This is a genomic window from Peptostreptococcus sp., from assembly GCF_977045075.1.
Genome location: NZ_CDRRTB010000012.1, coordinates 1 through 24706 on the forward strand (window position 1 = coordinate 1; position 24706 = coordinate 24706).

At 37.9% G+C, this 24706-nt stretch carries 23 protein-coding genes and 1 pseudogene; 5 read left to right on the forward strand and 19 right to left on the reverse strand.

Going from position 1 to position 24706, the window contains the following annotated elements; genetic code table 11:
- The 6 genes from ACW6OJ_RS02175 to truA form a co-directional block, all read right to left on the reverse strand.
- The coding region (locus ACW6OJ_RS02175; RefSeq protein WP_456095667.1) for a 30S ribosomal protein S9 at positions 1-244 on the reverse strand (244 nt) is incomplete at its 3' end.
- Positions 245-272: 28 nt separating this feature from the next.
- Positions 273-701, reverse strand: coding sequence for a 50S ribosomal protein L13 (gene rplM / locus ACW6OJ_RS02180; protein WP_456095668.1), 429 nt, complete (start codon positions 699-701; stop codon positions 273-275).
- 351 nt (positions 702-1052) lie between these two features.
- Positions 1053-2306 (reverse strand): DUF1015 domain-containing protein, encoded by a 1254-nt coding sequence (locus ACW6OJ_RS02185; RefSeq protein ID WP_456095669.1) that lies wholly within the window; start codon positions 2304-2306, stop codon positions 1053-1055.
- 1 nt (position 2307) lies between these two features.
- On the reverse strand, positions 2308-3225 hold the full coding sequence (locus ACW6OJ_RS02190) for a D-2-hydroxyacid dehydrogenase (protein ID WP_293427805.1): 918 nt from the start codon (positions 3223-3225) through the stop codon (positions 2308-2310).
- Positions 3226-3372: 147 nt separating this feature from the next.
- Positions 3373-4443 carry a pyridoxal-phosphate-dependent aminotransferase family protein gene (locus tag ACW6OJ_RS02195; RefSeq protein ID WP_293427808.1) on the reverse strand — a complete coding sequence of 357 codons (1071 nt, stop codon included), beginning with the start codon at positions 4441-4443 and terminating at the stop codon, positions 3373-3375.
- A gap of 301 nt (positions 4444-4744) precedes the next feature.
- A complete protein-coding gene (gene truA / locus ACW6OJ_RS02200) occupies positions 4745-5506 on the reverse strand; it encodes a tRNA pseudouridine(38-40) synthase TruA (protein ID WP_456095670.1) in 762 nt (253 codons plus the stop codon).
- A 639-nt stretch (positions 5507-6145) separates the two neighbouring features.
- Between truA and glmS the strand changes: the two genes are divergently transcribed.
- On the forward strand, positions 6146-7972 hold the full coding sequence (gene glmS / locus ACW6OJ_RS02205) for a glutamine--fructose-6-phosphate transaminase (isomerizing) (protein ID WP_456095671.1): 1827 nt from the start codon (positions 6146-6148) through the stop codon (positions 7970-7972).
- Between the two features lie 229 nt (positions 7973-8201).
- On the opposite strand, the gene ACW6OJ_RS02210 is transcribed toward glmS, so the two are convergent.
- Positions 8202-10664, reverse strand: a complete 2463-nt coding sequence (locus tag ACW6OJ_RS02210) for an FtsX-like permease family protein (RefSeq protein WP_456095672.1) — start codon at positions 10662-10664, stop codon at positions 8202-8204.
- A 172-nt stretch (positions 10665-10836) separates the two neighbouring features.
- Here ACW6OJ_RS02210 and ACW6OJ_RS02215 point away from each other — a divergent pair.
- Positions 10837-10974 (forward strand): annotated as a pseudogene (locus ACW6OJ_RS02215) (helix-turn-helix domain-containing protein); the annotation flags it as partial.
- Here ACW6OJ_RS02215 and ACW6OJ_RS02220 read toward each other — a convergent pair.
- The 7 genes from ACW6OJ_RS02220 to ACW6OJ_RS02250 all read right to left on the reverse strand — a co-directional run bounded on the left by ACW6OJ_RS02220 (position 10955) and on the right by ACW6OJ_RS02250 (position 17581).
- Positions 10955-11095, reverse strand: coding sequence for a hypothetical protein (locus tag ACW6OJ_RS02220; protein WP_456095681.1), 141 nt, complete (start codon positions 11093-11095; stop codon positions 10955-10957). The pseudogene ACW6OJ_RS02215 and the gene ACW6OJ_RS02220 overlap by 20 nt on opposite strands.
- A 235-nt stretch (positions 11096-11330) precedes the next feature.
- Positions 11331-12731, reverse strand: coding sequence for a YjiH family protein (locus tag ACW6OJ_RS02225; protein WP_456095673.1), 1401 nt, complete (start codon positions 12729-12731; stop codon positions 11331-11333).
- Between the two features lie 238 nt (positions 12732-12969).
- A complete protein-coding gene (gene aroD / locus ACW6OJ_RS02230) occupies positions 12970-13713 on the reverse strand; it encodes a type I 3-dehydroquinate dehydratase (protein WP_456095674.1) in 744 nt (247 codons plus the stop codon).
- Positions 13714-14880 carry a MalY/PatB family protein gene (locus ACW6OJ_RS02235; protein WP_456095675.1) on the reverse strand — a complete coding sequence of 389 codons (1167 nt, stop codon included), beginning with the start codon at positions 14878-14880 and terminating at the stop codon, positions 13714-13716.
- 202 nt (positions 14881-15082) lie between these two features.
- The gene (locus ACW6OJ_RS02240) at positions 15083-15892 is read right to left on the reverse strand and encodes an energy-coupling factor transporter transmembrane component T family protein (protein ID WP_314514889.1); all 810 of its coding nucleotides are present in this window, start codon (positions 15890-15892) and stop codon (positions 15083-15085) included.
- Positions 15885-16760 (reverse strand): energy-coupling factor transporter ATPase, encoded by an 876-nt coding sequence (locus tag ACW6OJ_RS02245; protein WP_456095676.1) that lies wholly within the window; start codon positions 16758-16760, stop codon positions 15885-15887. The genes ACW6OJ_RS02240 and ACW6OJ_RS02245 overlap by 8 nt, the downstream gene beginning before the upstream one ends.
- Positions 16745-17581 carry an energy-coupling factor transporter ATPase gene (locus ACW6OJ_RS02250; RefSeq protein WP_314497228.1) on the reverse strand — a complete coding sequence of 279 codons (837 nt, stop codon included), beginning with the start codon at positions 17579-17581 and terminating at the stop codon, positions 16745-16747. Before ACW6OJ_RS02250 ends, ACW6OJ_RS02245 begins: the two co-directional genes overlap by 16 nt.
- A 273-nt stretch (positions 17582-17854) precedes the next feature.
- On the opposite strand from ACW6OJ_RS02250, the gene ACW6OJ_RS02255 reads away from it, so the two are divergent.
- Both ACW6OJ_RS02255 and ACW6OJ_RS02260 read left to right on the forward strand, forming a co-directional pair.
- Positions 17855-18526 carry a YoaK family protein gene (locus tag ACW6OJ_RS02255; RefSeq protein ID WP_293700652.1) on the forward strand — a complete coding sequence of 224 codons (672 nt, stop codon included), beginning with the start codon at positions 17855-17857 and terminating at the stop codon, positions 18524-18526.
- Positions 18527-18567: 41 nt separating this feature from the next.
- Positions 18568-19500, forward strand: coding sequence for a DMT family transporter (locus tag ACW6OJ_RS02260; protein ID WP_456095677.1), 933 nt, complete (start codon positions 18568-18570; stop codon positions 19498-19500).
- Positions 19501-19563: 63 nt separating this feature from the next.
- Here the strand turns inward: ACW6OJ_RS02260 and ACW6OJ_RS02265 are convergent, their stop codons facing one another.
- A complete protein-coding gene (locus ACW6OJ_RS02265; protein ID WP_456095678.1) occupies positions 19564-19902 on the reverse strand; it encodes a hypothetical protein in 339 nt (112 codons plus the stop codon).
- Positions 19903-20097: 195 nt separating this feature from the next.
- Here ACW6OJ_RS02265 and ACW6OJ_RS02270 point away from each other — a divergent pair, with 195 nt between their 5' ends.
- Positions 20098-20529, forward strand: coding sequence for a hypothetical protein (locus ACW6OJ_RS02270; RefSeq protein WP_412426886.1), 432 nt, complete (start codon positions 20098-20100; stop codon positions 20527-20529).
- Between the two features lie 85 nt (positions 20530-20614).
- Here the strand turns inward: ACW6OJ_RS02270 and ACW6OJ_RS02275 are convergent, their stop codons facing one another.
- The 4 genes from ACW6OJ_RS02275 to rpoA all read right to left on the reverse strand — a co-directional run.
- Positions 20615-22036 (reverse strand): TFIIB-type zinc ribbon-containing protein, encoded by a 1422-nt coding sequence (locus tag ACW6OJ_RS02275; RefSeq protein WP_456095679.1) that lies wholly within the window; start codon positions 22034-22036, stop codon positions 20615-20617.
- A gap of 13 nt (positions 22037-22049) precedes the next feature.
- Positions 22050-23300: an SPFH domain-containing protein gene (locus tag ACW6OJ_RS02280; RefSeq protein WP_293437480.1), complete on the reverse strand. Its 1251-nt coding sequence runs from the start codon at positions 23298-23300 to the stop codon at positions 22050-22052.
- Between the two features lie 269 nt (positions 23301-23569).
- Entirely contained in the window at positions 23570-23911 is a 342-nt protein-coding gene (gene rplQ / locus ACW6OJ_RS02285) for a 50S ribosomal protein L17 (protein WP_007791394.1), read from the reverse strand.
- Between the two features lie 40 nt (positions 23912-23951).
- The coding region (gene rpoA / locus ACW6OJ_RS02290) for a DNA-directed RNA polymerase subunit alpha (RefSeq protein ID WP_456095680.1) at positions 23952-24706 on the reverse strand (755 nt) is incomplete at its 5' end.

Here is a 24706-nt window from a genome sequence, read left to right on the forward strand (position 1 = left end):
CGTGTCTGATAGCACCAGCCTGTCCAGTGTATCCGCCACCTTCAACTGTTACGATTACATCGTACTTGTTTTCGTTTCCAGTTATCACAAGAGGCTGCTTTACGTCTCTTATTAGAGTTTCGTAATTGAAGTATTCTTCTAAGTCTCTTCCGTTTACTTTTATGTTACCTTCTCCAGCTACTAATCTAACTCTAGCTACAGAATGCTTTCTTCTTCCTGTTCCGTAATATTGTACATTAGCCATTAATCAAATCCTCCTCTCGATATCCTACTTATACGTTTAAAACCTGTGGGTTCTGTGCTGCATGTGGATGTTCAGCACCTCTGTAAACTCTTAGTCTAGTCATCATTCTATCTCTAAGCTTGTTCTTTGGAAGCATACCGCTAACTGCGTGAGCCACAACTTCTTCTGGCTTCTTTTCCATCATTTCCTTATAAGATATTTCCTTTAACCCACCTACATAACCTGTATGATATCTGTAGTATTTCTGAGTAAGCTTCTTTCCTGTAAGTACAACCTTCTCTGCATTTACTACTACAACAAAGTCTCCACCATCAACATGTGGTGTGAATGTTGGCTTGTTCTTTCCTCTTAATATTGTTGCGATTTCAGTTGCTAAACGACCTAATGTCTTGCCTTCAGCATCAACTACATACCAGTCTCTCTTAACGTCTGCTGGCTTAGCTATATAACTCTTCATAAAGACCCTCCTTAACTTTTCATTCGTATTTTCAATTGCATATATGTAAAGTCCGGGGCATCGTGGACTTATTAACGCATTCTCATATATTTTACTCCCATATAAGTAAAAAGTCAATGTTTTTTCGTCCAATATTCAAGGTTTTTCATGATTTTTTCTTGACCTTCTCCCTTGTAGTCGATTTTTACCAATAATATGATTTATCTCACCTGATAATAGGAGATAAATTTTTACCAATTATCCCCTATTTACAAGCCTAGAGGCCCTTTTTTCACAAAAAGAGAACTCCTTTTCTCTACTATATATGTAATATGTAATATCCCTATGAGGAGTTCCCTTTTATTTAATATATCAGTCCATCATATGGAGAAAGAGTCCGCACCTGACCTTTGGCTCAAACCATGTTGACTTGGCCGGCATTACCCCATCCATATCCGCTACTGCCATTAGCTCTTCGATACCTGTTGGATATAGGGCAAAACCTAGTCTCATACCTTCTTCAACCCTCTTCTCTATTTCTCCTAGACCCCTTATACCACCTATAAAGTCTATCCTCTTGTCCCTTTGTGGCACATCTATACCCAGGATTGGCTCTATTAATAGGTCGTGTAGTAGGCTGACATCTAGGAGGTCGATGGCCAGATTTTTACTTGTTTTATTTATTGTATCTATGACTTCGTCCTTGACCTTAAGTCTATACCAGACTCCATCTATATACATGCCATATTCATACTTTTCCTTTGGCTTATAGGCCCTATCTACCTGGTCTATGAGGAAGTTCTTTGTAAGCAGGTTACTAAATGTATCAAAATCATATCCATTTAGGTCTTCTACCACCCTATTGTAGTCCATTACATACAGGCTATTTTTAGGGGCTATCATGGCAAGATAATAATTAAATTCTTCCTGACCAGTGTAGTCTCCTACTTCCTTCCTCATTTTTACAGCATAATTCTCAGCAGCTGCAGTCCTATGGTGACCATCTGCCACATATAGGTTGTCTATATCCTTGAAGGCCTCAACCATGGCTTCCATTTCCTGACCGTCTAACTTCCATACTGTATGGCCTACCCCATCATCTGAGGTGAAGTCATAGATAGGCTTTTCTAACATCTTATTGGCCATTATGGCTTCTACCCTAGCATCATCCCTGTAGGTAAGGAGTATTGTCCCTGTATTTGCCTGACAGGCCTCTATGTGCCTAGTCCTGTCCTCAACCTTGTCTGGTTTAGTATGCTCGTGCTTTTTGATAGTTCCATCTAGGCTTTCATCAACAGCTACACATCCCACTATACCTACCTGGGCCCTTCCATCCATGACCTCCCTGTATATATATAAGGCTGGTTCAGCTTCTTTTACAAAGACTCCATCATCTATAAAGGCCCTTAGGTTCTGGCCTGCCTTGGCATAGACCTGGTCAGAATGTATATCTGTCCCCTCTGGAAGGTCTATCTCTGCCCTGTCAATCCTCAGGTAGTTATATGGGTTGCCTTGGGCCATCATTCTGGCCTCTTGGGTATTCATTGTGTCATAGGGTAGGGCTGCAACCCTGTCTACATATTTTTCATCTGGCCTTAGTGCCTTAAAGGGTCTCAATGTAACCATATTATGCCTCCTTGCGGTAATTTACTATAATGTCAGCTATTTCATAGCCAATTCTTTCCTGGGCTTCCTTAGTAGCAGCCCCAATATGAGGTGTAACTGTTACCCTCGGATGGGTAACCAATTCTGTCATCGGCATAGGCTCATTTTCAAAGCAGTCTAGGGCTGCCCCTGCTATCTGACCCTCGTTTATGGCCCTTAGGAGGTCATTTTCATTTACTATACCGCCCCTGGCACAGTTTAGGAAAAACGCTGTATCCTTCATTTTTTCAAATTCTTGCCATCCAAATAGGTTCTTTGTCTGGTCAGTAAGTGGTGTATGAACTGTTATATAGTCTGCCCTCTCAATTATATTCTTTAGGTCAGTGTAGCAAAAGTCCTCTCTAGCATCCTGGTACTCCATGATGTCTGTGTAGAGAATCTTCATACCTAGCATATGGGCCTTTTCTGCTATATTTCTAGCTATTCTTCCATAGCCCACTAGCCCTAGAGTCTTACCATGTATTTCGCTACCCTTTAGGTTTTTCTTGTCCCACTTACCATCGTTTAGCTTTATATTAGCTATCTTTACATTTCTTGCAAGTACTAGCATTTCACACAGTACTAGCTCTGCAACTGCATTTGTACTTGCCCCTGGTGTATTTCTTACCATGATGCCCTTAGCCTCTGCATAGGCAACATCTATATTGTCTAGTCCTACACCACCCCTGATGATCAACTTCAAACGTCCTGTTTTTAGTGCCTCATCAATTATATTCTTTCTTATCTTAGTTGCTGACCTGACAACTATCACGTCAACATCTTTTATCTTTTCCTTTAGTCCTTCTTCTTCGTAAAACTTTTCTTCAACTTCAAAACCTTCATTTACTAAATTATTTATTGCATTTCTTTCCATACCATCTGTAACTAATATCTTCATCATCTTATTATCCCCCTGAACTAAATCATATCTATTACTACTTACTTAAATTTCTTGTTTTTACCCTAGCTTTTTTGAAAGTCCAATCAAATTTTCGTCAAAAATCCCATAATTATTATTAAATTTAGGACTCCAAATATGCTTTTTTAATTAAAAGCCTAAAATTTCGTCTATTGTATCCAAAAGATACTGAATATCCTCTAGCTGGTAGTCACCCATATGAGATATTCTAAATGTTTTTTCTTTTAAATCGCCATAGCCATTTGCTATCTGCATTCCTTTTTCCATTAATTTTGAATTTAACTGTGATATATTTATATTTTGAGTGTTCTTTATGACTGTTAGTGTGTTTGATAAATGATTCTTGTCAGTGAATAATTCGAAGTGTTTTTGAGCCCAGGCCCTAACTAAGTTGGCCATTTCCTCATGTCTCTTGAACCTTTTGTCCAAGCCCTCTTTTAAGATATTGTCAAGTTGATAGTCCATCGCAAACATGTGTGATAATGAAGGTGTTGAAGGGTATTGATAATTCTTTTTCTTAAGATACTTATACATTGCTAGTAAATCGAAGTATGTTCCTCTGAATTCTACTGTTTCAGCCCTCTTGATTGCCCTTTCAGAGAATGTACATATTGCCATTCCTGGAGGAAGTCCCAAGGCTTTTTGAGTTGATGTTATCAGGATGTCTATCCCTAGTTTATCGACCTCAATCTTTGCCCCGCCTGCTGAGCTTACAGCATCTACACAAAAGATTACATCTTTATACTTGTTTACTACTTCAGCTATTTCTTCAATCGGATTTGTAATCCCAGTAGAAGTTTCGTTGTGCTGAACTGCAATTAAATCATACTGACCGGTTGCTAGAGCTGTCTCTACCATTTCCGGCGTGATTGCCTTACCCATATCCACATTATACAAGTCTGCCTTGACATTGTTTGTCACTGCCATCTTATACCATCTATCTCCAAATGCACCACAGGAGAACACAGCTGCCTTTCTGGATGTGCAGGATCTGATAGCACCTTCCATTAGGCCCGAACCGGACGATGTGGACAATAGTATCTCACTTTCTGTATAGAATAGTTTTTGTAGCTTCTTGCTAACGCTTTCTTGTAAAGCACTCGCATCCTTTCCTCGGTGACCAATCATTGGCGTCGCCATTTTTTCTAATACATCAGGCATGACGTCTATTGGACCGGGAATAAATAGTTTCCTAGCCATTACTCTAACCTCCTTTGCTAGATTTAAATTATCTATATTCTAAACCCATCAAGCCTATCTGTCAATACAAAAAATGAATTTTTTGTATTTTTTATTTCAAAAATCTCATTTTTATAACATTTTTCTAGTTATCTTTATTATTTTATCGCATAAAAATATGGACCCTTAAAGCTTTTAAAATTAGGCTTTTTGGTCCATATATCATTTTTTGGCTTGGGTTTATTCCTTATTTTTACTCTTATACTTAAAAACTCAAACGGCTCTAATCTTGCATTTTTGATATACAAGCCTTAGGATAAAATTATATATTTTTCAGGTCCTCGGGATAGTCTACACCTAGGAGGAATAGACCCTGTGGTGGAGCTGTATGTCCTGCCCTTCCCCTTATTCCAGACCCTATAATATCTTTCATGCTTTCTCTTATCTTCCCCCTGCCTATGTCCACCATAGTTCCTGCTATTATCCTTACCATATTGTAGAGGAAGCCATTACCCTCAACCTCTATAATTATAAGGTCTCCATCCTTATATATGTCTGCCCTATATATGGTCCTAACTGTCGACTTGATATCTGACCCACTACTCATAAAGCCCTTGAAATCATGTTGGCCTACTAGGTGGCCTATCTCCCTCTTCATCCTATCAAAGTCCAAATCATACTTGACCTGGTAGGCAAAGTCCTTCAGAAAGGGACTCCTAAGCCTAGACGGGTAGATCTGGTACCTATAGGTCTTTTTGTGGGCTGAGTGTCTAGCGTGAAATCCAGGCTTGACCTCTTGAGCCCTTAAGACTGCTATATCCTTGGGTAGTCTGTTGTTTAAAACCTCTGGTATCTTGTCTATTGGTATAGTGGTATCCACTGTGAAGTTTGCCACCTGGCCTAGGGCATGGACACCTGCGTCTGTCCTACCTGACCCTGTTATACTTATGTTCTTTTTATTAAAGGCCTGCATACAGGCATATTCCAACTCTCCCTGTATACCCAGTGAGTCTGGTTGCCTTTGCCAACCACAATACTTGGTCCCCTCATAGGCCACTACAAGCATTATATTTTTTTCTGCCATATTTTTCCTTCCTCTTGCACCTATATTCGTCTAGCTTATCCAAATATTTTCTTTATCTTCCTATTTGTACTGATATATGCTACTTTACACTTATTTATGCTCGGTTACACTGCTTTATACTGCATATATTATACCACACTTATGACCTATATAGTAGTTGTTTCAAAGACCCTCCTGGTCCCCCTCCTTTTCTTAGCCCCCTTATATAAAAATAAGTCAGTTTAAATTAAGTTTTTATGGTAAAATAGTAGTATGGCATAGGATAGCATGCATGAAACTTCACCTTTTTTCTGGAGTATCATGTAAAAATACACCTGTAAAAAGGTTGAGATATAAAGTCTTGTAGGCTAACTGTTGCCCAAAGAGGAGTCTTTAATAAAAAGTGAAATTGGCATTTATGGTAAGTAGTAATATTTCCACCCAGGTATAAAAACTTGGCATAATGCTATTCACCCTTTCACTTAGCGCCAGACTGTAGAAATACAGTTAACGAGGACAGGGTTATCGAAAATTCGGCGGATGCCCTGCGGTGAACTAGCATCGATAGAAAACTTATAAAAAACAGGAGTAATTCTGTAACAAAGGATTTTTTCATCTAGTGCTCTTCTTTATAAGTAAAATTTAGGAGGAAGTAATAGAATGTGTGGAATAGTAGGTTATTTTGGAAAGAAGAATGCAGCAGACGTCATTGTGGATGGTCTTGCTAAGCTGGAATATAGGGGCTATGATTCTGCCGGTGTTGCTATAAACACTGGAGATGGCCTTGAAATAAGGAAATTCCAAGGAAGGCTAGCTGTACTTTCAGATAGCTTAAAAGAAAAAAATATAGAGGGACATGTTGGTATAGGTCACACTAGGTGGGCCACTCATGGTGAGCCATCAGACGCCAATGCCCATCCCCACTTTAACGAGGCTGGTACTTTGGCAGTAGTTCACAATGGTATCATTGAAAACTACCTTGACTTAAGGGCTGAACTTGAAGCTGAAGGGGTAAAGTTTAGATCAAAAACTGATACAGAGGTAGTTGCCCACCTATTGGACAAGTACTATGAAGGAAATCTACTAGATGCAGTATATGCAACTATAGCTAGGTTAAAGGGTGCCTATGCTCTTGGTGTCGTATCTGCAAATGACAAGGACGAATTGGTAGCAGTTAGGAAGGACAGTCCACTAATTGCTGGTGTAGGAGATGGTGAAGCCCTTATAGCTTCTGACATCCCTGCCGTACTTAAATATACAAGAGATATATACTATCTTGATAACGGAGAAGTAGTTCATATTAAGGGTGGAGATATTAAGATTTACAACTCTGACAGACAACTAGTAGATAAGAAGCTTCACCATGTTGACTGGGATATAGAGGCTGCTGAAAAGGGCGGCTACTCTTGTTTCATGGAAAAAGAAATATTCGAACAGCCAAGAGGTATCAAGGAAACACTTGAAAGAAGACTAGACAAGGACGGAAAGATAGTCCTTGATAGTATAAAGATGACTAAGGAAGACCTAGAAAATATTAACAGAATCTATATAGTTGCCTGTGGTACTGCCTACCATGCAGGTGTCCTAGGTAAGACAGCTATGCAGAAGTTAATGGGTCTCCCAGTAATTACTGACATAGCATCAGAATTTAGGTACAATGACAACTTTGTGGATGAACATTCCCTAGTAATCCTAGTTAGCCAGTCTGGAGAAACTGCAGATACTTTGGCTGTACTTAGGGACTCAAAGTCTAAGGGGGCAAGGATCCTAGCTGTAACAAATGTGGTTGGTTCATCAATAGCCAGAGAGGCTGATGATGTATTCTATACTTGGGCAGGTCCAGAGATAGCTGTAGCCTCAACTAAGGCCTACACTACTCAGATCATTTCCCTATATATGATAGCCCTTAATTTCGCCCTAGAAATGGGCAAGATTAGCCAGGACTACTATATGGATATGATTAAGAAGATGTCTGGTCTACCAGAAAAGATTGAGGCAGTCCTTGAAAATATGTCTGATGTAGAAGTAATTGCCGATGATATAGTAAACAAGCACAATGCCTTCTTCCTAGGTAGGGGTATAGACTATGCCCTAGCAATGGAGGGTTCTCTAAAACTTAAGGAAGTATCATATATTCATGCTGAGGCCTTTGCTGCTGGCGAGTTGAAGCACGGTACTATAGCCCTAATTGAAGATGGAACTCCTGTAATATCCCTAGCTAGTCAGCACGACCTATATGAAAAAATGGTCTCAAATATGGAAGAAGTAAGGGCCAGGGGTGCCTATGTAGTGGCGATTACCCAGGAAGGTAACACAGGTGTAGAAAAGGTTGCTGAAAGAGTTATCTACATACCTAAGACAGATGACCTCCTATCACCTATAGTGGCTGTTATACCAATGCAGATACTTGCCTTAATGGTATCTAGCAAGAAGGGACTAGATGTTGACAAGCCAAGAAATCTTGCCAAGTCAGTAACAGTTGAATAATTTTGGCTCTATGTCAAATAACATTGGTGATAATTTAAATCAACAAAATCTATTAAATTATGCGGCAACATCCATAGCAAATTGATAGCTATGGATGTTGCCCTTTTGTATCTTATACCTTTCCATTAGTATTATCCTTGCCTTAACTTCTATATCCCTTTTAACTGCCTAATCAGCAGATTGACCATAGAAGGCTAATTTACAGAAAAAATTATATATATTCAAAAGATTATTCTCTATTACGTTTCAATATTACAATTTGAAAAACTAGAGATATTACAAATATAAATATTAAACAAGAAAAAATACTCATGTAATCCATTAAAAAGTGAATATCTGTTTTATCACTTTGCTCTCCTAAGTATCTAAGATAGTTTATATATCCCTTCTTGATACCAGTAACAAGAGAAACAGAACTGCATATAAAGGCTATAAATAAGCCTTCATACAAAAATATCTTTAAAACTTGTTTCTTACTCCCCCCAATTGCTCTAATTGAATTTATCTCCTTTTCCCTAAATATTATGGTAAGTTTAACTGCAAAAAACATGGAAATTGTCATCAGTAATAGTAGGACAGACATGTTGATATATTTGACATTCCTATATAAAATTCTTGATGTAATAGCATTCTTATCTTTAAAGTACTTAGCATTGAATATGGTAAAATCTTCATTCCTTGCAAACAAATTGTTTATATAGTTTTCTCCTTTAGTGTCTTTTGCATCAAAATATATGCTCAAAGCTTCTTTTATACCAGTTATTTTCTTAAGAAATTCTTCACTGACAATCACCATTGGGTGATCAAACTCTGCACTTATACTCTTATACTTTTCATCATATTCATGAGTAATAATATTTTTTGATTCTAACTTAGAATATCTTTCTCTATCCTTATCATAGACCTTGTATTTTAGTTCAAGACTTGTTGGCATACTAGAAAATATCTTCATATCAAGACCCATATCTCTGTTCCTAAATCCATTTATCAGTATAAAACCAGAGGTATTCAAAATCTTAATATCATCATCAGTTAAGACTGCCTTTTTGAACAAGTCCTCTCTTTCGGCCTTGCTTATCCCCCTTAAAAGTATATTTAATTCATACATACTATCCCTTTTAACAGAATCTCCAAGCATTTCTAGATAATACTTATCCAGATTTTTAGTATTTATATTTATAAAAGCTTCTGTGCCATACTCATATTTGGTATTAGTGATCTTGTTTTTGAATTTTGGGTCATGAATTAAAGTATTCTTATTACCTAAATACGAATTGTTCTGAAGGCCATAGTTTCTATACATATTAATCTGATCGAACCTAGTTCTGTCAGAAAACTGTGCATCATTTTTTTCAATGTTAAAATATGAAATAAAAATATTCCCAAACATAATCATAATTATCATAGGTATAATATACCTCTTTAAAGATGATATAAAGTAACTAAAGGACATTTTTACTAGGTTATCACACTTGGCACCTGCTTTTATCCTCTTTAGGAGCAGATTATTATAGCTACTACTAGTACCTCTTAGCATATCCCCCCTTATAATTGTAGTGGTCTCATATATCGTTATTGATATTAAACTAATTGCAGATACAAGAGATGAATTTACAATATCCTTGAACGATATATACATTTTTTTGTCAATTATGTCAAATTCCGCTACAAAGCCTGTAAGATCTTCCCCCTGTATAAGTATCTTTGATAATATACTACCCAGTAATATTCCTATAACCGTTGAAAAAACTATTATAGAAATATTTTCTATAAACATACTCTTTACTATTCTTTTCTTTTCTCCGCCAATTATCTGAACAGTAGAAATTATTTTTTTCCTATCTTCAAAGACTAGAAGGTAGATTAGAAAAATTACTAGACAAGATGATATTATTATTGGTTTAAATAGACGTATGGCATCATCAGTTGCATTAATAAAAGAATCGCTTATCTTATCAGATAGTTGGTTTGACTCAACCCTACTATCACCACCAAAAATATTTGTGTTCATTTCATATATTATCGATGAAGCACCCCTACCCCTATTGAAATTTAAATATGCATCATAACTAGTTTTCCCACTTGGTAGATAACTCTCACTTGTGAAAATTTGGTTTGTATCCGATACCTGTAGTTTTTCAAGAATCTCTTGGGTTCTTTTGTCCCTTTCATAAACACCCACAATTTTAAAATCACTGTCACTATTTATAAGTTCATGTTTTCCATTGTCGATATAGTCTTTAGTGATTATGCCTGATATATTTTTTCCATACTTATTTTTTAACAGGGACTTATTACTTACAATTATTTCATTTTTATTATTAGGTGATCGACCTTCTACTATCTTTATCTTCTCTAAATTTAATATTTCAGAGTTGTAGGTTCTTATATCGTATTTAGTAGCCTTATTATTCTCCCTAAATTTTCCTATATTTTTTTGAGCATATAAGGCTTTAACATTCTTGTTTTTATACATACTATCCAATTCATTTTTGCTAATATCTTTTGCAATCCCATCGTACTTACTTTTATATTTATTTAAATAGGCGATAGTGTTTATACATTGGCTCTTTACTACTATTATAGGAGTGAATACTAGTACAAAAGTTGCTATAATCGTAATTACCATCAGTACATATACTGATATTCTTTTTTTCATGTATTCTTTCATTATTTTGTAGTATACGTTCATATTATCGTTCCTTTCTTAAACGTCTGTAAATAACCTGAACAATTTGATCTATCGCATAAAAATCTTCATAGTATAAGTCATAAAGACTAACATTTAGTTCAATTGCTATTCTGTCCAGCAAGTTAATTATTTTATGTTTTCCTATTCCTGTTATATTATTAAATACGGTTGATTGTATAATCAATTTGCACAACTAAATTTTAACACAAAAAAGAGAAACTTTAAACACCTAAGCGAGTATGAAAGAGGAGAAATTTATGCTATGATCAAATTAGGTTGCTCAATATCTTCTATTGCCAGGCACCTAAATATGAAGCACCCCTTAGGACTGTATATTCTATCCCCTTGATATTTTCTTTTTTGTTCCCTAAAATTACTAAATTCTTATCGTTAATTCCCAAGATTTCTCTTATACTGGCATTAGAACACATATCATTTCTCCTTGTTTTTTATTTTGTGCGATTTAAATTATACACGAGATTTGATGTGTGTTCCTATTTTTTTGCAAAAAATTTAGCGTTGGGAGAGAATTTTCTCTCACCAACGCTAAATATTATACAACCGATTAAAATTGATTTGAAAATTTAATTCGTCAATGTTAATTGACAAACAGTCACTTTTACTAGTTGAGTATAGATACTGGTCTTAAAGTAGTCATATATTTTTCTATACTAGATGGAGAACAAACCTGGCTATTAGGGTCGCCAACATGATTGATATGATTGTTCTCTCAAGGAATATTACAAATAATTCCCATACCCTAACTGGTATCCTAGTACCAACTATTAGGGCTCCTACCTCACTCATGTAGATCAACTGTGTTACTGATACAGTAGCTACAACGAACCTAGTCAATTCACTAGAGATTTCCTTACTAGCTATGATAGATGGAACGAACATATCAGTGAAACCTACCAACATAGTCTTAGATGCAGATACTGCTTCTGGCAACTGGATTAGGTTTAGTAGGGGGATAAATGGCTTACCTAAAATTTCAAATATTGGAGTATAGTTTGAAAGTATTAGGGCTATTGTACCAAAGCCCATAACGACTGGCATTACACCTATCCACATGTCAAGGGCATTTTTAAGGCCATTCTTCAGGAAATTCTTAAGGCTAGCATTGTGCCTAGCTGTCATAACAGCCTGGTGTAGGGCCCAACTAAAGTAGGTTTCGCCTTCAGGTATACTCTCATCAAGAGCCTCTCCACCCTTGTAGTAGTCGTTCTTCTTTAATGATAGGGGCGGTATTCTAGGAACTATAATAGCACAAACCACACCTATAAAGCATATAGTTAGGTAGTAAGGCACGAACATATGGGCCATATTTACCTGCTTTAAAACTACTAGACAGAAGGTGATTGATACTGCTGAGAAGGTAGTCGATATAATTGAAGCTTCTCTAGCTGAGTAGTAACCCTCTTCATACTGTTTGGCTGTCAACATTACACCCAGGGTACCATCACCCAACCATGATGTAAAACAGTCAACTGCAGACCTACCTGGTAGGGTAAAGACTGGTCTCATTATCTTGGCTAGCAGGGTTCCTACAAATTCCAATAGACCGAAGTCAAGTAGGAGTGGCAGCAACAGACCTGCGAATACGAAGATAACGATTAGGGTAGTCAGAAGGTCTCCCAGTATAAAATTACCTGTATCTGATGAAATGATGTACTCAGGTCCCACCTTGAAGTAACTCATCGTTATAAATATTCCTGCCAAAACCCTAGTTATAGTCCAAAAAGTTGTCTGTACGAATAAGCCCTTGGCAAAATCTGACTTTGGCTTGTAGATATTCAGCTTTGTAAGTAGACTTCCCAAGGCTGATATCAAGACAATTATCAATATAAGTGTAGGTAGTATGCTACCAATGTTATTTTGTATAAATGATGCTACAAAGGCAATAGGTATAGTTATCTTATCCTGGTTTATCTCAGGATCATATTCCTTTATAGGCAGCATAAAAAGTATAATACCGATTAGCGAGGGTATTACGAATTTCAATATGTCAGAAGGAGTATACTTTTTTCCTGCTGGCAAGTTGGTATTCTTTTGTTCTTCCTGCATTTTGCACCTCTCTTTAATTTATTTTTACAACCAATTATATAATAGCATAATTTTAACAAAATAAAAAGTGACTTATGAAAGTCCTTTCTATTATTAAATGTTTGAATAATTAATATCAATTATCAATAGTTTTTGTTAGTTTTGACTTCTTTCTTACATTTGTCCCTAAGGGAAATAGCCTTTCATCACCTTTTTATACTTTCTCTTAAGGCACCAAATGGTATACAGCAACTCTATCTCAGCCCAAAATCCCCAATACTCCCCTGATATTTTTAGCAGGTATCTGGCCTGGTGCAGATTCTTCAAGAACTGAGGCAAAGGTCATGTCCGAACCAAAGACACCACCAGCTAATCTGGATATGGTCCCCATCTGACCCATCGATACTGTAATAAGGGACTGGTCTGGGTGCTTTGACTTTACCTGGCTAGTGGCTCCTAGTAGGTTCAAGACATCCTCTGGGCAGGTCGGCATCAAGGCTATCTTGGCTACATCTGCCCCCATTCCTATCATAGTCTCTAACCTAGTAACTATCTCTTCCATGGCTGGTGTAGAGTTAAAGTCATGGTTTGACAGTATACTTGTAAGGCCCTTGTCCTTGGCTAAGGCAACTAACCTTACCACTCTTTCCTGCTTTCTCATATATTCAATATCTATGGCCTCTGCCAGCCTATCCTCTATTATTTTTTCTAGTAGTCCAAAGTATGTCGCCTCACTAGGTTCTACATTACCCCCCTCATTTTTTGTCCTAAGGGTAAGAATTAGGGGCTTATTTAACCTGTTTTTTATTAGGCCTATCAGGTCCTTTAATCTTGTATAATCCTCAAGACCCTCAAAGTAGTCTATACGAAATTCAACTATGTCAAAATCTAGGCCTGCCATCAAGTCTAGTTCCCTATTTATTCCTTCTTCGTCCCTTGCAACCAGGGGTATGCATATCTTGGGCAAGCCCTGGCCAAGGACTATATTACCTATCTTTGCCATCTATTTATCCTCCCCTATCAGTGTCAGCCTATCCAGCAGAATTTCTATATTTTCCCTACTGGTGGCCAGGTTTATCCTGATAAAGCTGGCGTATTTTTGGCCACCAAACCAGGACCCAAAGTCAACTGCCAGACCACACTTATTTTTTATAGTATCCTCTATACCATCTGGACCAAGATAGGCCCCTAGGTCTAACCAGGCCAGGTAGGTCCCTTCTAATGGAGTCAACCTTGCTTCTGGAAGCCTTAGTTCTAGGACTTCTTTAAGCAAGGAGTAATTGGCCCTTATAAGACCTAAGACCTCTTCTAGCCAATCCCTACCAGCTTCGTAGGCAGCTTGAACAGCAATATAACCAAAGGCATTACCAGAGCCACTACGGATTTTTTCCGTAAAGACATCATACTTGGACCTTAAATCTTCATCTTCTATGATTACAAAAGAGTTCTGGCAGGCAGCCAGATTAAAGGTCTTAGTAGCCGCTGTAAGAGTCACCAAAATTTTACTGTAGTCACCCAGGCTTGCTGCTGGGTATTGGACCTTGTCACCAATAATAATATCCTGGTGGATTTCATCGGCAATCACATATACACCATTCCTTTTGCATATATCTAAGAGTCTGACCAATTCATCCCTATCCCAGACCCTACCTACAGGGTTGTGGGGTGAACATAGGATAAATAGCTTGACTCCCTGGTCTAGTATTTTCTCCTCAAAATCTTCAAAATCTATCCTATAGTAGCCATCCTTATTTATCAGGTGGCTTTCAACTAGGGCCCTCTTGTTAGAGGTCACAACCTGCTTAAATGGATAGTAGACAGGAGGTGTAATAATTACCGGATCGCCCTCTTTTGTCAGGGCGTTTATTATCCAAGAAATCGCTGGAACCACACCTGGGGCAAACCTAATCCACTTCTTGTCGACCTTATATCCGTGGTACTTGTACTCCCAATCTATAAAGGCCTTGGCATGCCCCCTATCTGGTAGGCTATATCCAAATACACCTTCTTCAACATACTTGTGGAGGGCTTCTTTGACGCAACCGGGCACCTCAAAGTCCATATCTGCTACCCAAAGTGGTAAGAGGTCTTTTTGACCAAATATATTTTTTAAATTGTCCCACTTTACAGAGTTTGTATTTTTTCTATCCCTATACTTAACCAGATTCATTAGCCTACCTCCTAATATTTTATCTTATGGTCTTTTTATCTTTTATTACCTTATTCTCTTATTCTCTTGATTGACCTTATAGCCTTAATGTCTTTATAGTCCTATTATAGCATATGACCCCGGCTTTATCTAAGCCCATAATAAAAGGACCCCTTATCACATTTGAACAGGGATCCTACTAATCAAGCTTGCACTCAATTCACTATATGAATTTTATAAATCTTGAGCCTATCATCAGTAGTAAGAAGGCAACCATTACAAAGTCTGCCATATAGTCATTCTTACCCAAGATACTCTGCTTCATCTTGGTCCTATTATCTCCCCCACGGTAGCACCTAGCCTCCATGGCCCAGGCCAACTCGTCAGCCCTCCTAAAGGCAGATACAAACAAGGGTATCAGTAGGGGTACCATATTCTTGGCCCTTGAAACTATATTCTTACTCTCAAAATCGGCCCCTCTAGACATCTGGGCCTTCATTATCTTATCTGTTTCATCCAATAATGTAGGTATAAACCTCAAGGCTATAGTCATCATCATAGCCAGCTCATGGGCTGGAAAACCAAACCTCTTAAGTGGAGCACAGGCATTTTCTATACCATCTGTCAAGGATATAGGTGATGTAGTCAGGGTCAATATAGACGTACCTGCTACCAATAGCACTAGCCTAAATGCCATAAATATTGCTGTTCTAATACCATTTGTATATATCTTCAGAAAGCCTAGGGCAAAGACTAGGTCCCCTCCCTTTATGAAGAAGATATTTATTACAAAGGTGAATAGGATAATCCACCTAAGTGGCTTTATACCCTTGGCTATATACTTGATAGGTATATTAGCCATCCTAGAAACCACATATATCAATAAAAACATAAAGGCATATGGATAGAACTGGTTGACCACAAATATCGCCACCATAAATAGGAGTGTGGCCAATAATTTGGTCCTAGCATCTAGTGAATGTATGGGAGATTTTACAGGGTAAAACTGCCCAAGTGTTATATCTTTAAGCATTTGTAGACCCTCCCTTTTCCAATAGACATCTCTCTATCTCTGCTTTTACTTCTTCTATGGTTATTACATCTGTCCTGACATCGTAGCCAGCCTCATTAAGCTTGATGGCCAGCTCCAGAACCTGGGGTATATTTAGACCCATACCCCTTAGTCTATCTGCATTTTCCTTGAAGACCTCTCTAGGACTTCCCATGATCTCAAGTCTGCCCTTGTTCATTACCATTAGGGTGTTTACTAGCTTGGCCATATCATCCATACTGTGAGATGAAAGGATTACAGTCATATTATTGTTGGCATGTAGGCTCCTTATTAAGTCGAAAATTTCATCCCTACCACCTGGGTCTAGACCTGCTGTAGGCTCGTCTAGAATCAAAACCTCTGGCTCCATAGCTATAACTCCAGCTATAGCTACCCTACGCTTTTGTCCACCAGATAATTCAAATGGAGACTTGCCTGAGAAATGGTCATAATCTAGGCCTACATCTGCCATGGCCTTTCTGACCCTCCTGTCTACCTCTGCTTCATCTAGGCCTAGGTTTTGTGGACCAAAGGCTATATCCTTGGCTACAGTTTCTTCAAATAGCTGATATTCAGCATACTGAAAAACTATACCCACCCTCTTTCTTATATCTGTGAGGTTCTGGTCCTTCTGGGTTATGTCAAAACCGTTTATATATATTTTTCCACTACTTGGCTTCATCAAGCCATTTAAATGTTGGATAAGGGTAGACTTACCTGAACCAGTATGACCTATTAGGCCTACAAAGTCCCTGTCCTGGATTTCAAAACTGACATCATCCAGGGCCCTATGCTCAAAAGGCATACCCTCATCATAAATATATGTTAAATTCTCTACCTTAATTGACATAGTTCACCCACCATTTCATCAACAGTCAGTATATTATCCCTGATATCTAGTCCATCCTTCTTTAGTAGGTGGGCTAGTTCAGTCATATATGGTACATCTAGACCTATTTCCTTTAGCCTAGTCACATTGGAAAATACCTCTCTAGGAGTCCCCTCTAGGGCCAATTTTCCCTTTTCCATTACTATTACCCTGTCAGCCTCCACAGCTTCTTCCATGAAGTGGGTAATATGTAAGACTGTTATATTGTATTCCTTATTCAATCTCTTGATTGTGTTCATGACCTCCTGCCTTCCAGAAGGGTCCAGCATAGCAGTAGCCTCGTCAAATATTATGCACTCCGGTCTCATAGCTATTATACCTGCTATAGCTACCCTCTGCTTTTGACCCCCTGATAGGAGGTGGGGCTGCCTTTCCCTCAAATCATACATATCTACATTTTTTAGGGCTTCATCAACCCTCAACCTGATTTCTTGTGGATCTATAGCCAGGTTTTCACAGCCAAAGGCCACATCCTCTTCAACAATAGTCGCTACAATCTGGTTGTCAGGGTTCTGAAATACCATACCTGCAGTCTGTCTTATATCCCATAGGTATTTTTCGTCCTTGGTATTCATACCCTTTATATTTATATCTCCACTAGTTGGCACCAAGATGGCATTTAGGTTCTTGGACAGGGTAGATTTACCCGATCCGTTGTGACCTATTATGGCCACGAATTCACCCTTCTTGATATCTAGATTAAAGTCATCTATGGCACGATAAGTGGTTTCATCACTTGTATATTCAAATATTAAGTTATCGACTTTTATTATATTTTCCATTCGTTCCTCCACAATACGCACACTTATCTAATCATTATATCATATATTGGACCAATATTTACGTCCTATATATATTTTCTATAGGTCAAGTCCTATTTTAAGGAATTTTTAACCCCTTTTCACTGGTCCACCATGGACTCTCAGAAAACATTGATATTATTGATAGTGCCGACAATTAATTATATCAAAAATCCTGATTTTTTTCTATCTTTCAGGCCCAGTGATTAGAATTTGTGGTAAAATATACTTGCTAAACTACTAGGAGGTGAAATAATGGAATCTAGTAGACAAATGTCTGAATCAGTGCGTATAGGAATATTTCTTACAATGGCTGGTGGCTTTATGGATGCCTATTCATATATCTGTAGGGGCAAGGTCTTTGCTAACGCCCAAACCGGTAACATAGTCCTCTTGGGCCAGAGTCTGGCTGAAGCTAATTTTCATGATGCACTTAAGTATATATTGCCAATCATATCTTTTGCCCTAGGTGTCTACCTATGTCAAAAAATCCAATTGACCTACAAGTATAGACAAAGAATCCATTGGCGTCAAATTGTCTTGGCCCTGGAAATTCTCTTCGTCATAATAATTGGCTTTTTGTCCAAGGACTACGACAGCCCTGCCAATATGCTAATTTCTTTTGTCTGTGGCATGCAGATTATTGCCTTTAATAAGTTTCATGGCAATGCCTATGCGACTACCATGTGCACAGGTAACCTAAAAAGTGCTACAACACTTCTATGTAAATACCAGGCCACAGGAGACGAGGATCTTCGTATAAGGAGCCTTTACTACTTCCTTTTTATCTTTGTTTTTGCCCTTGGTGCAGCCATTGGTGCCCTTGTGACTGGTCTGGTCGGTCTAAGGTCTATCTGGTTTGTTCCAGTTCTACTTTGTGCGGGATTTTTTATGCTGTTTAAAGAAGAGGCTAAAGATATATTCTGATTTATAGAGACTTAAAAAATATTTTTTATAAGGAGTTATATATGAGACTAACCGTTAAGAAGGTCGGCGTATCCATGATGATACTGGCCACATTTTTCTGGGGTTATATGGGTATATCAAGTAGGTATCTCAACCATATCAGCCTACGTTCTGTGGATATATCCTTTATAAGGGCCTTATCCGCTGCAATTATGCTTACTATATATTTATTTTTTAGAAAGAGGTCAGCCTTTAGGCTACCAATCAAGGGCATCCTTTTCGCATGTCTTTATGGAATTATATGCTTTGCCATTGGTATGTCCTTTTATAGCTTGTCTGTAGATAACATTCCTATAAGTGTTGCTACTGTACTGATGTTTTCAAATCCAATATGGGCGACCCTTTTTGGTAAGATTTTTTTTGGAGATCCAATCAGCAAGAAGAAACTAGTTATTATGGTACTCTGTCTAATCGGCTGTATGTGCATTATAGATGTATTTTCAGCCAGGGGGGCCGAGCTGAATATGATTGGTGTCCTAGCCGGAATCCTCAACGGTATGACCTTCTCCTTACAGATAGTCCTACCAAGATTTGTTGAAAATAAGCTATCCAAGGATAGTCTCCTTTTCTACGGATTTTGGGCTGCTACCATTTGTCTAGCCTTCTTTGTGGATATAGGAGATATCACTAGCAAGGTGGCCAATTCAGGCAGGCCGTATTTTTACATAGCCCACCTTTTGGCTATAGGTATCCTTTGTACCTTTGTTGCTATCACTCTTTACGTCAATTCAACAAAGTACATTGGTACATCCCTACCAAGTATGATGTCTGCCCTAGAGCCAGTCTTTGCTAGTATAATAGCCTATATGGTATTTAGCGAGGTCATGAAGCCTATCCAGGTTATGGGCGCAGTTATTATAATTGCTTCTGTTGTAGCCCTGGAGGTCGATATCAAGAAAATTATAAGTATCCGTGTACTGAGACACTCAGTATAAGCTAAGGGCCACCCTTTTTCACAACACTGTGTTTGGGTGGCCCTTATTAGTTATTATTTAGGCCTAGAGATCATAGACCCTTTCCACAAGCTTTAAAACTATATAGAAGCTTATAAAATACAGGATTAAAAATATGACTTCACTGGCTACTGTTATAGCCACTAGTCCAGTCTTATACAAGACTACCCTTATCGTAATCCATATAAAACCATTCCACCCCAAAACTCTGCATGCCCTTAGCTTCCTCTTTTCCAAGTTGGATTTTTCTTCCGAGCTCATAGTTGGTTGGGAGTCTTCACCCTTGAAGACCTTAGTATAGTGGTCTAAATCTGGTGATTCTTGCTTTATATTCTCCTTATACTTTATTTCTAAATTCTTATTTTCATTTTTTTCTAAAGACATGACTACCTCCTTATTTATAAACGGTATATTTTTCTGTTTCTTTTCAATTTTTACTAATCAAAAAACCAAAATCTATTATATTTCCCCAATTTCTATCTATTTTTATTACTTTTCTTATGCATTTTTTAATTTTTCTATATTTTTTATAGGTCTTCCTGTGTTATAATAGTTGTATTGTGTTTACAGGAGGAATTTATGATAAAAAAAGAAGATGCAAAGAAACCGATCCTGTTTATTTCTTTTGTCCTAGAATACCTGCTAGCATTTATACTTATAGTTTCTGTTTTTCTAGGCATATTTGATACTCTTAGGATCATTTTTACTACTTATATAATCAATTTTAGCAAACCTATAGACTATTCGCAATTAAATTATATTTTTGCCCAAATACTACTTTTAGTTATAGGTGTGGAGATTGCCATAATGCTTGCCCTACACAAGCACTCTGCCCTATTAGAGGTTCTTCTATATGGTATAGCTAGAAAGATGCTCCTTTTACCAAAGGACCACGGTATGGTAGATATTATTTTGGGTGTGATATCAATAGGTCTTCTATTCCTAATACAGAAGTTCCTAATTAATCGTAAGAATGATATATCAACAAGCTTTAAAGACGAAGAAGACTAGCCGATGGCTAGTCTTCTTTATACTTATGTACTATATTCATATTTTGGGCCCTATATTCACATAGTTTATACTGACTTAAATCGTCCTATTTGCCTATAATATCCCTAAAGTCATCTAGGTTAAAGGCCGATCTTTTTCCTCTTAATAGCTTGTTGTTGGCCTCTGACATTGAGCTTGATTCAACACCGTGCATAGTCCTTATCTTCTGGTCACTAGTCTGCATATTCTTTATTTCGAATTTAGTTTCTCGTTCATAGGTATGCCTAGCATTTGAATTTCTATACCCCATATACATTACCATAAAGTAGATAAAGCCTAGTAGGTAGAATATCCAAGTATAGTCTGAATCTCTAGTCTGACTCATAGATAAGATAAAGCCAATCAATATACCAAATATCTCCACTATTGCTGACATAAATACCAGCCTTCCCATATTTATAGGAACACTTCCCATAGTCTCCTTAGTCCTTGCATTTACTGCGACATAATGGAGTACCTTCTGGCTTCCCTTGGTCTCCATATAGGAATATAGCCAAACTGGTAGATAGGCAGCAGTCCAAGACTGGCCACTTATATTAAAGCTTTCCTTGTCCCACCTAACACCCCTGTCATACTTGTTTAGGGTCGAATTTGTCGAATATCTGGCTATATCAGATGCCTGTATATTCGACAGGTCCTTTAGGTCTTCTACATTTGTATCCCTCTTCTCAGATGTAAAGCCTTTTAGGTAGTTTGAATTATACTTAACCACATTATCTGTATCAAAAGGCATGATAGAGTTGATAATATTATTTGTCTTTGTCCTATTTGATACATCTAGCTTTTCTGAGCTAGATTCTATAGTTAAATCATCAATCTCTATATCAAAGCTTCTAGATACATTATATACATCTACATCATAGACAATCCTCTTTTTGTCATCAGACCCTACATTGTATTCACCAACAGTAACCTCACCAATACCACTAAGCTCCATATGGCCCTTCATGTCCACTATCATATAAGGTAGATAAACACCACTTATATTTTCAGTTGTAAATTCCCTCCTAAATCTAGGATGTGCAAAAAACTTCCTCCTACCTACAAAGCTTGCAATTCTATCTCTTGCCTCTTCCTTAGTAACCTTAAATGGTAGGATTACATCTGGAACTGCCCCATTGGCAATCTGGTTGTTGATAGATAGGGTATTTCTACACCAATGACACCTTGCCTGGGTAGATGATGTCGTGTCTATAACTACCTCAGCACCACAGGACTGACATTTTAGGGTGACCATATCCTGGGCATCCTCTTCAATCTTGCTAGCCCCTGCCCCTATACTTGTTCCTTCTAGGTCCTCTGGTCCCTTGTCCTCTACCAGGTCTGGCTCAAACTCAAACCTACAGAAGTTACACCTCAGCTTGCCAGTCTTGGGATTTACGCTTATATCTGTAGCACCGCATTTGGGACACTTGTTTTGGCCATCATCACTGGCTATTGTTCTTCCCTTATTTATACTCTCTCCCATGACTAAAACACTCCTATATTCCTAATAAGTCAAACCTTATTTTCTTGAATTCTTCTTCAGTTATTACACCCGCATCCAATAGCTTTTTCATTTCTATTAGCTTGGCTGTAGAATCTACCGGTTGCTGACCAGCCGCCTGGCCTGGATCTTGAGCCTGCTGCTGAACTGGCTCCTGTACTGGCTGCTGTGGCTGTGGGTTTTGGTTGAAGTTTGGCTGGTAAGAGCTTGGCTCATTTGACTGACCCATAGCATTCATGGTATTTATGGCTGCATTCATGCCCATTCCCATAAAGGCCATACCATTTCCACCACCTTTTTCTCCAGCTGCCTGGATACCCCTGGCTACAGACTGCTTCATAAATGAATCTCCCCTGCTTCCTGCTAGGGCATCTGCCGCCTTTACATCCTTCATTAGCTGCTTAGTATCTTCATCGTATTCGATTGATACAATTGCTGTCTTTACAATTTCTAGACCCCTTGTAGACTTCCACTGGTAGCCCTCTTCTACAGCAGCAGATAAGGACTGGGCAAAGCCAATCTGGTCTGACTGGATTTTTGAGATACGGTTGCCCTTGCTAGGATCATTTGTATACATTGAAAAGGCCGCCGAAAGACTTGATACTACTTCATTAAATAGCTGTTCAGAAGCATCATTATCCATATCCTGGAAATCAAAGAGACTTGCACCTGAAGTTAGGTATTTAACCGGTACAAAGTTCTTTATAAATAGGATAGGGTCTACAATCCTAAGGCTGTATGTACCCCTAGTTAGGGCTCCTACCTGTGTTCCAAAGAAGGCATCATCCCAATAAATCTCAGACTGAGTTCCAAACTTATTGTTTGGTATTTCCTTTAGGTTTACGTAGAATATCAGCTGGTTGGCCGCAGGTATACCACCAAATTTGAACTTTTCCCAAGACGACTTTACTAGTGAGTCTATAATACCATCTCCTGCGAATATAGACTTTGAATTTACATCCTGGTTGTTGTAAATATATCCACCTGGCTCAGTTATTATACCAGTAATTGCACCCTCCTGAACTGTCACAAGACCTGTTCCCTCTGGTACTATTATCTTACTTCCATTTGTAATTACATTGTCATTACCCTTGTAGTTTTCACCTCTACCCCTATTTGTCCCCATAGGAACTCCTGGGTAGATAGCTACGGTTGGGTTTACCCCTGGCATTGGACCATAAAAATCTAGCCACTGGTCTGCCAAAGTTCCACCTACTGCTCCCTTAATTGCTTGTATAAATCCCATCTTAAACCTCCTTATATTACAATTGATTTTAGATAAATTTCTTTCTTATTTATTTATATTATAACATATAGATAAAAAAACTCTAGACTTAATATTATTTACAAGGTTTTAAGCTTTTTTTCCTCCCTTTTTAAATACCTGCATATTGTACTTTGATTCCTTGTCTAGTAGGCTGACATCTATAATGAGTCCAAATCCTTAAACAAAAAAATACCAGGTTTGTGGTTTTATTAACTAAACCACAAGCCTGGTATATTTATCTCTTAGACCTATACTAATTCGATGAATGCCATTTCAGCAGCATCGCCTCTTCTTGGTCCCTTCTTTATTATTCTTGTATATCCACCATTTCTTTCAGCATACTTTGGTGCTATATTTTCGAATAAGTCACTAACTACTGTTTCATCTATTACATAAGCAAGAACCTGTCTTCTAGCGTGAAGATCTCCTCTCTTTGCAAGAGTTATCATCTTTTCAGCCATTCTTCTAGTTTCCTTTGCTCTAGTAACTGTAGTTTCTATTCTTCCTTCTCTTAGTAAACTAGTCACAAGGTTTCTTAACATTAAGTTTCTGTGAGCAGTTTCACGTCCTAATTTACGGTAAGTTGCCATCTATGTCCCTCCTTTACGTGATTTTTGAACAAATAAATTATTATTCTTCGTTAGGCTTTAACTTTAGGTCTAATTCATTTAGCTTCTGAATTACCTCTTCAAGAGATTTCTTACCTAAGTTTCTAACCTTCATCATATCTTCTTCAGACTTGTTTGATAGTTCTTCAACAGTGTTGATACCTGCCCTCTTCAAGCAGTTGTATGATCTAACTGACAAGTCTAATTCTTCTATAGTCATTTCAAGGACTTTTTCTTTCTTGTCCTCTTCTTTTTCTACCATTATTTCAACATTGCCTATATGCTCTGACAAGTCAATAAACAATTTTAAATGCTCTTCTAGTACTTTCGCAGCTAGAGACATTCCTTCCTGAGGATTAATACTTCCATTTGTCAAAACTTCAAGTGTCAGTTTATCGAAATCTGTCTTCTGTCCAACTCTAGTATTTTCAACATGGTAGCTCACCTTTTCAATCGGAGTATAGATTGAATCTACAGGCAATGTACCAATTGGCATACTATCGTTCTTGTTTTCTTCAGCAGATACGTATCCCCTACCCTTATTAACATGTATCTCCATATTCAACTTTGCATTTTCATCCAAAGTAGCTATGTGAAGGTCTTTGCTAATAATTTCAACTTCTGGAGGGCAGATTATATCTGCTCCAGTTACCTCGCAAGGTCCTACTGCCTGAATCTTTAATACTTTAGATTCCTCACCATCGATTGTCGCTGATAGTTCTTTCAAGGAAAGAATCATCTCAGTTACATCTTCTTTTACACCAGGTACTGTCGAGA

What these genes read in the sequence shown, in the direction of transcription:
- rplM (WP_456095668.1), bottom strand. Translation starts at nt 701, where the DNA reads ATGAAGAGTTATATAGCTAAGCCAGCAGACGTTAAGAGAGACTGGTAT.
- ACW6OJ_RS02185 (WP_456095669.1), bottom strand. Translation starts at nt 2,306, where the DNA reads ATGGTTACATTGAGACCCTTTAAGGCACTAAGGCCAGATGAAAAATAT.
- ACW6OJ_RS02190 (WP_293427805.1), bottom strand. Translation starts at nt 3,225, where the DNA reads ATGATGAAGATATTAGTTACAGATGGTATGGAAAGAAATGCAATAAAT.
- ACW6OJ_RS02195 (WP_293427808.1), bottom strand. Translation starts at nt 4,443, where the DNA reads ATGGCTAGGAAACTATTTATTCCCGGTCCAATAGACGTCATGCCTGAT.
- truA (WP_456095670.1), bottom strand. Translation starts at nt 5,506, where the DNA reads ATGGCAGAAAAAAATATAATGCTTGTAGTGGCCTATGAGGGGACCAAG.
- glmS (WP_456095671.1), top strand. Translation starts at nt 6,146, where the DNA reads ATGTGTGGAATAGTAGGTTATTTTGGAAAGAAGAATGCAGCAGACGTC.
- ACW6OJ_RS02210 (WP_456095672.1), bottom strand. Translation starts at nt 10,664, where the DNA reads ATGAACGTATACTACAAAATAATGAAAGAATACATGAAAAAAAGAATA.
- ACW6OJ_RS02220 (WP_456095681.1), bottom strand. Translation starts at nt 11,095, where the DNA reads ATGTGTTCTAATGCCAGTATAAGAGAAATCTTGGGAATTAACGATAAG.
- ACW6OJ_RS02225 (WP_456095673.1), bottom strand. Translation starts at nt 12,731, where the DNA reads ATGCAGGAAGAACAAAAGAATACCAACTTGCCAGCAGGAAAAAAGTAT.
- aroD (WP_456095674.1), bottom strand. Translation starts at nt 13,713, where the DNA reads ATGGCAAAGATAGGTAATATAGTCCTTGGCCAGGGCTTGCCCAAGATA.
- ACW6OJ_RS02235 (WP_456095675.1), bottom strand. Translation starts at nt 14,880, where the DNA reads ATGAATCTGGTTAAGTATAGGGATAGAAAAAATACAAACTCTGTAAAG.
- ACW6OJ_RS02240 (WP_314514889.1), bottom strand. Translation starts at nt 15,892, where the DNA reads ATGCTTAAAGATATAACACTTGGGCAGTTTTACCCTGTAAAATCTCCC.
- ACW6OJ_RS02245 (WP_456095676.1), bottom strand. Translation starts at nt 16,760, where the DNA reads ATGTCAATTAAGGTAGAGAATTTAACATATATTTATGATGAGGGTATG.
- ACW6OJ_RS02250 (WP_314497228.1), bottom strand. Translation starts at nt 17,581, where the DNA reads ATGGAAAATATAATAAAAGTCGATAACTTAATATTTGAATATACAAGT.
- ACW6OJ_RS02255 (WP_293700652.1), top strand. Translation starts at nt 17,855, where the DNA reads ATGGAATCTAGTAGACAAATGTCTGAATCAGTGCGTATAGGAATATTT.
- ACW6OJ_RS02260 (WP_456095677.1), top strand. Translation starts at nt 18,568, where the DNA reads ATGAGACTAACCGTTAAGAAGGTCGGCGTATCCATGATGATACTGGCC.
- ACW6OJ_RS02265 (WP_456095678.1), bottom strand. Translation starts at nt 19,902, where the DNA reads ATGTCTTTAGAAAAAAATGAAAATAAGAATTTAGAAATAAAGTATAAG.
- ACW6OJ_RS02270 (WP_412426886.1), top strand. Translation starts at nt 20,098, where the DNA reads ATGATAAAAAAAGAAGATGCAAAGAAACCGATCCTGTTTATTTCTTTT.
- ACW6OJ_RS02275 (WP_456095679.1), bottom strand. Translation starts at nt 22,036, where the DNA reads ATGGGAGAGAGTATAAATAAGGGAAGAACAATAGCCAGTGATGATGGC.
- ACW6OJ_RS02280 (WP_293437480.1), bottom strand. Translation starts at nt 23,300, where the DNA reads ATGGGATTTATACAAGCAATTAAGGGAGCAGTAGGTGGAACTTTGGCA.
- rplQ (WP_007791394.1), bottom strand. Translation starts at nt 23,911, where the DNA reads ATGGCAACTTACCGTAAATTAGGACGTGAAACTGCTCACAGAAACTTA.